The sequence below is a fragment of the Bacillota bacterium genome, from assembly GCA_024655925.1.
In the GTDB taxonomy this organism is placed as follows: Bacteria; Bacillota; DTU025; order DTU025; family JANLFS01; genus JANLFS01.
Window position 1 is genome coordinate 1 of record JANLFS010000136.1, and the last position, 6,518, is coordinate 6,518.

The following is a 6,518-nucleotide window of genomic DNA, read 5'->3' on the forward strand; positions in this document are numbered from 1 at the left end:
AGGTGCCGTCCATGTTCCTCGGCATACCTACCACGATCTCTCCCGCACCGGTGTCCCGGGCGATCGCCGTGATCTCCTTTATGTCGTGCTCCCAGCCACGGCTCTTGAGGACCCGAAACGGTGACGCCACAAGCCCAAGCTCATCGCCGATAGCCACCCCAATCCGGACATCTCCCAGGTCGATCCCAAGACGGGTCAATCCACGCCCTCCCGCACTCTCAGATGACCTTTATGCAGAACTCGGGACAATGCGCCCCGCAGTACCCGCACAGCACGCACCTGCTTTCATCGACAATCACGCCCTGCTCTCCCATGCGTAAGGCCCCGTGACCACACGCCGCGACACAGGACCCGCATTTCGCGCACCACTCTTCGATGTGCAGTCTCTTTTCTCCTGCAGCAGTTGCTGCAGCTTCCGAAGAAACATCCTCCCCCGAAAGGATGAGCACATCCATATCGAGCTCAGCTACGGTCTTAACGCCCACCGCAATCGAGTGCACAGACTCCTTGCTGTGTACCCAACGCAGCGCGGTCGCAGCCTGGCGGAACAGGTGCCCACCCGCAAGCGCCTTCATTGTGTAGATACCTTTACCCGCAAGGTATGCGCCCTGGATTGCTTCTTCCATTTCTCGAGTGCCCCCGTCTATTATACCTATCCCGGCCATGTTGAACAGAGGGTGCACGACATCGATTTCGGGCATCTGCTGAACTGCCTGGACCACCTCTACCGTGTGGGTGGATACGCTTACCGCACGGATTGTTCCCGCTTGTCGTGCGTGGCACAGGTACTCTAGGGCTGCGGAGTGTCCCTGCAGGGTAAGCCTGGAGACTTGCTCGTGCATGCCGAAGATGTCTATGTAATCCGTGCGCAACTCGGAAAGCGCCTTCTCCACGCTCCGCCTCATGCCGTCATACGTGTAGGCGTAAGACCGGGAGGATATGATCAGCCTGTCTCTAGGGATCACCTTCAGGGCCTCTCTGATGTGAGGGTACGTCCCATATAGCTCGGCAGTGTCGAGGAAGTTGACGCCCAGCCCCCAACCTGCCTCGATGAGCCCAGCGCCTTCTCGCACTCCGATTCCCGCCTGGAGCGGACCCATCGTGAGGGTGCCGAGGCAGAGTCGGGAGACTTCGATCCCAGTGTCCCCAAGACGACGCCTCTCCACGCGGATCACCTCCCGAGCACTCGTTCGTCTGCGGCGTACCCCAATAGGGAGAGGGTGGGCATCATCATTAATGTGGCAGAGGCCACCACCCCGGAATCGTTAGCAAGCATGGCCGCGCCTGCCGAGAACAGGCAGCCCGCGAAGGCAGCATAATGAGGAAATGCGTCACGTTTGAGCCTGAGGAGAAACCCCTTCGGCCTTGCCGTGAGGACTGCGAATGCAAGAAGGAAGGTGACGAGCGCTCGTGTCCACAACGTGTACCTGAGCAGTCTGAGATTCATGTCCAGCTTTCGCAAGGCCATTGTCACGATGCTGGATCTCTCGCCGCCCTGCAAGGCCCGCCAAGCGACGCCTATGTGCGTCGCCCGCTCACTGCCTGCGTTCAACTCTATCATGCACATGCCCAGAAGCCCGCCGAGAACCAGAACGACCAGCACGGCGGAACCCAGCGTGAGCCTGCTGGCTCCGGCCCTCCTCAGACCCAGAAGACCTATTGTGCCCGCCGCGGTGAACGCTGCGATCATGCCCCCGAAGTTCGCCCCGAGAGACGGGTGGCCCAGAATGGCCGCGGCGGCCAGGGCCGCGCCGGCGGAGACCCAGATGGCTGCATCTCCCCGCCACAGTCCCGACGTTCCCACAGCAACCGCCCCGATCAACACACCCATGAACTCGTTACCGATTCCGTAGAACCTGGCTCCAATCACAGGCGAATGACCCAGCAGCGACTGGGCAAGGAGACTCCCACCGGCAAAGATGTCCACCGCAATCGCGAGAGCGGTGATAGCGGCAGCCCAGACCACTGCCCGCGCCGAGCATCTGACCATCCACAGCGTGACGGCACCCGCTGTCAGGCTGCACAGCACCAACGTGGCCAGGGCCCATCCCACCGTGTTCACGCCCACCGCGGGTTGGACCAACAAGATGAGCGGTCCAAGCGAACAAGCCACGAGGAGATAGCGAACACCTGCAGCGAACGGAAGCGGGGCCCGCGGTCCCAGCCAAGCTGATGCCACAGAAACCAGTACCGACACGATGAGAAACCCTATGAAGGTCTTGAGCACAGGAGTCCTCGCCGCGGCACTCGCAGAGATCCGCTCACTCAGCCGGGCTGCACTGCTCAGGGGGTCCTCCGCAGGAGTGCCCACAAGCATCCGTCCGTCAACAGGCCACACAGGTGTGGCTCCGAATGCAGCCACAATCGTGGGTGCTATGTCGGTGGACGCTATGAGCCCGGGCTGCCTCGTGGCCTCGCTCGAGAGCAGGCCCCTGGGAAACCCCCACCCCGCGGCGGCCGCAGGCGCGAGCGCATCCCCGGAGCCCCACACGTCGGCGGGGGCCCGCGGGGAGAGAAGAATGTAACAGGTCTCAGGGGAAGGAGATCCGATACCGCCCAGAAGTTCGTCCAGGAGTGCGTCCAGCCTTCGGTAGCATTCGAGCTTGTGCCGGGCAAGCATATCGGGCGAGAGCACCCGGGCATATCTGGCCAGCCTCGAGATGTCCCCGAAATCCACAACCACTAGCCCGGGTTCCGGTTGCGCCTTGGCCAGACGGGCCAAGGTCCCGACGTCAGATGCCAGGCCGAATGGGGCGCTTGGCTCGAGGGAGAGGACCCCCCGGCTGACCTCCCCGTGCGGGACGATCCCTCGTCGGTCCATGGCCACAAGTACACCTGGCCGCGAGAACGAATGGGAGTCGTCGGAATTCCCCACTACCGATACCAGGACTCCCGCGCGGCCCAGGGACTCCCCCAGGAATCCAGGGCTGCCCCGGTAAGGAGAGCCGGCATTCGCAAGAACGAGCTCGGCGAGGCCAGTGCAGACCACGGAGCCTGCGGGCGCAGTCACTCCGGTTCGGCGCAAGAAGACGTCATGAGCAACCTCGCCGCCAACCACGTCCTCCGCCCCGAAAGACAGGCTTGCACTTTCCGGGGCGACCATCCGCACTCCTGCCCCGATGGTGGCGCACGCGGCCTCGATGCTCCTGCCTGCCGCCACCCTGGTACTCGCCACTGCGCACGAGGAAACAGCCAGGATCCCGCGGAGAGCCGGACCGGCAAACTCCAGGATGTCCGGATAACTCAACCCGTCGGCCAGGATCAGGATGCATCTCTGGCCGACGGGTTGGCGATTCTCGGCCGACGCCCGGGGTCCCGGCCCTGCAAGCAACACAGTCACCATGGTGAGCGCAGCCAGGGCACGGGGAAACAGACTGGGCACCATCAGGATTCTCCCAAGTAGAAACGGACAAGCTCCTCGATAACCTCGTCTCGCTCGACCTTTCTTATGAGGTTGCGGGCATTCTTGTGGCTCGTGATGTAGGTCGGGTCGCCGGACAGGAGATACCCCACAAGCTGGTTGGTAGGGTTGTACCCCTTCTCGGCCAGGGCCGCCCGGACTTCGGAAAGGACTCTGCGAACGAGGCTTACCTCCTCGTCTTCACCGACAGGCTTGAACTTGATTGTCTCGTCCCACGGGCTACCCATCGTTACCACTCCTTGGCCGGTTCTAGTCTTATCCGCCCAAAGATGTCTGATGCGCGCGGACGGTCTCAACCCCCCGGGCGAGAGCCTGGTCGAGACGGGCGAGATCTCGGCCCCCTGCCATGGCGAGGTCGGCTCGACCCCCTCCTCCGCCGCCAGCTTCCCGGGCAACATCCCGGACAATAGATCCGGCATTGTAGCCTTTCTTGACCAAGTCGGGTGTAACGGCGGCGACAAAACTCACCTTGTCACCGGCGGGCCCACCGAGGAGTACAATCCCGGACCCAAGCCGCTCCCTCACACGGTCCGCCAGGTCACGTAGGGCATCGGGCTGGGCGTCCTCAACTCTCGCCGCGACGACCCGGACATCCCCGCAAGCCAGTGCTTTCTCGACCATGGTATCCACAACATCCCCGGCAAGTTTCTGGCGGAGCCTGGCAATCTCGCGCTCGGCGTCGTGCAGATCCCGCACGAGCTTGCCTACCCGGTCGGCAAGGCCGTCCTGCGGAGCCTTCAGGACCGCAGAGAGTTCCGCCGAAACAGCCTCCAACCTGCTGAGGTATTCCAGGGCGCCCATACCAGTCACGGCCTCTATGCGCCGGACACCGGAGGCTATTCCTCCTTCAGACACTATCTTGACGAGCCCAATGTCCCCAGTCCGCGCCACATGAGTGCCCCCGCACAGTTCCAGACTGATCTGCGCAGGCTCACGGCCGACACGCACCATCCTCACTTCACGGCCGTACTTCTCATCGAAGAGCGCGATCGCTCCCTGTCGCTTCGCGGTCTCGAGGTCGGTGTAAGATACATCCACCGGGACATTTGCGAGAACCCACTCGTTGACGATCCGTTCGATCTCAGCTCTCTGCTCGGGGCGGACGGGCTCGAAGTGCGAGAAGTCGAACCGGAGTCGCTCCGGGTCCACCGACGACCCCGCTTGCTGCACGTGGGACCCGAGAACCTTGCGAAGCGCCGCATGGAGCAGGTGAGTCGCTGTGTGGTTCCTCATCGTGGCGGCACGACGCCTGGGGTCAACCAGGGCGAGCACGACGTCCCCCACCCTGAACTCGCCCTCCGCCACCTCCACCCGGTGCACAACCGCGTCCCCGATCGGCTTGGACACTCCCCTGACGGACGCCCGGCTCACGACCTGCCCGTCTTTGCTCTCCTTGCTGATTTCGCCTTCGTCAGCGATCTGCCCGCCACTTTCGGCGTAGAAAGGCGTCCGGTCGAGTACAATCTCCCCGCTCTCCCCAGGTTTCAGGACGTCAACTGCATCACCGTCCGGACCTATTATCCCAGTGATCTGGCAGATGTCGGAACACTTCTCATACCCGGTGAACTCCGTCGTGAGGTGGCCGATGGCAGCCTTGTACCGGGCTGACTTCTCATCCAGGTAACTACTCTCCCCTCTCGCCGCCCTCGCCCGCTCACGCTGGTCCGCCATGGCCTGGTCGAACCCTGTCCGGTCCACAGTGAAACCGCGCTCCTCCGCCATGTCCTGGGTGAGTTCGTACGGAAATCCGTAAGTGTCATACAGTCTGAAGGCATCGGCCCCGGGGACGCACGTCCCTCCTGCCGCGCGGACCCGGGATATCACCGATTCGAGCACTGCCGAGCCTTGCTCGAGCGCGCTGCCGAACCTCTCCTCCTCAAGTTCTATGGTTCGCAGGATCCGGTCGTGCTCTCGCTCAAGTTCAGGGTAGGGCCCTTTCATCACATCGATGACCGTCTGGGCCACCTTGGGCAGAAACACGTCCCGGATCCCTATGAGTCGGCCGAACCGCGCCGCCCGCCTGATCAGCCTTCGCAGAACGTATCCACGGCCTTCATTCGTAGGCAGGATGCCGTCTGACACCATGAATGTGGAACCCCTTGCGTGGTCAGTGATAACCCGGACCGCCACGTCCACACTCTTGTCGGCCCCGTACTTGACCCCTGCTAGATCCGCGACTGAATCCCTTATGATGCTGGTCTCGTCCGTGTCGAATATGGACTCGACTCCCCGCAGAAGCGCCGCAGTGCGCTCGAGGCCCATTCCGGTGTCGATGCCACGCGTGGCGAGAGGGTGATAGTTGCCGTGCTCGTCCCGGTGAAACTGTATGAAGACGAGGTTCCATATCTCCATGAACCGGTCGCACCCGCACTCCAGATCACACCCGGGACGGCCGCACCCGGCGGACGGTCCCCGGTCCACGTGGATCTCGGAACAAGGTCCGCACGGACCCACACCTATCTCCCAGAAATTGTCGGGCTTGCCCTTGCGGACTATTCGATCCGCCGGCACGCCGATGTCTTGGTTCCATATGCGGAACGCCTCGTCGTCATCCAGGTATATGGTCACCCACAGGTCTTTTGCGTCGAAACCCAGGTTCACCGTGACGAACTCCCAGGCCCAAGCTATGGCCTCCGCCTTGAAGTAGTCACCGAACGAGAAATTCCCGAGCATCTCGAAGAACGTGGCGTGCCTGGTAGTCTTGCCAACGTTCTCGATGTCCGGGGTCCGCACGCACTTCTGGCATGTGGTCACCCGCGTGTAGTCCGGCTTCGCCGTTCCGAGGAAGAACGGCTTAAAGGGAACCATCCCTGCGGCCGTAAGCAGCAGAGTCGGATCCCCACCCGGTATCAGCGAAGCACTGGGCAGTATCTTGTGTCCCTTGGATTCGAAGAATCTCAGGTAGGCTTGTCTCAGGTCGTTGGTCTTCACCCGCACCGCACCCCGTTTCCCCGCCCGTGTCAGGCCTGTCCAGACCGGTCGATGTCTAACTCTGTACCTTACCACAACGTGGGACAGCACACAATACGACAGACCACGCGGCAGTAGTTCCGCAAATGGGCCTTGGCGTGGCGTGTTGCGAAACGTCGCGGCACAG

At 62.5% G+C, this 6,518-nt stretch carries 5 protein-coding genes; all 5 read right to left on the reverse strand.

Going from position 1 to position 6,518, the window contains the following annotated elements:
- Positions 1-199 (reverse strand): Holliday junction resolvase RuvX (gene ruvX, locus NUW23_14610; protein MCR4427391.1); only part of this gene is annotated, 199 nt, incomplete at its 3' end.
- Between the two features lie 19 nt (positions 200-218).
- Positions 219-1,166: an aldo/keto reductase gene (locus tag NUW23_14615; protein ID MCR4427392.1), complete on the reverse strand. Its 948-nt coding sequence runs from the start codon at positions 1,164-1,166 to the stop codon at positions 219-221.
- Positions 1,167-1,171: 5 nt separating this feature from the next.
- Positions 1,172-3,385, reverse strand: coding sequence for a hypothetical protein (locus NUW23_14620; protein ID MCR4427393.1), 2,214 nt, complete (start codon positions 3,383-3,385; stop codon positions 1,172-1,174).
- Complete coding sequence (locus NUW23_14625) at positions 3,385-3,648, reverse strand: IreB family regulatory phosphoprotein (GenBank protein MCR4427394.1); 264 nt, start codon at positions 3,646-3,648, stop codon at positions 3,385-3,387. Before NUW23_14625 ends, NUW23_14620 begins: the two co-directional genes overlap by 1 nt.
- Positions 3,649-3,676: 28 nt before the next feature.
- Positions 3,677-6,352 carry an alanine--tRNA ligase gene (alaS, locus tag NUW23_14630; protein ID MCR4427395.1) on the reverse strand — a complete coding sequence of 892 codons (2,676 nt, stop codon included), beginning with the start codon at positions 6,350-6,352 and terminating at the stop codon, positions 3,677-3,679.
- Positions 6,353-6,518: the final 166 nt, after the last annotated feature.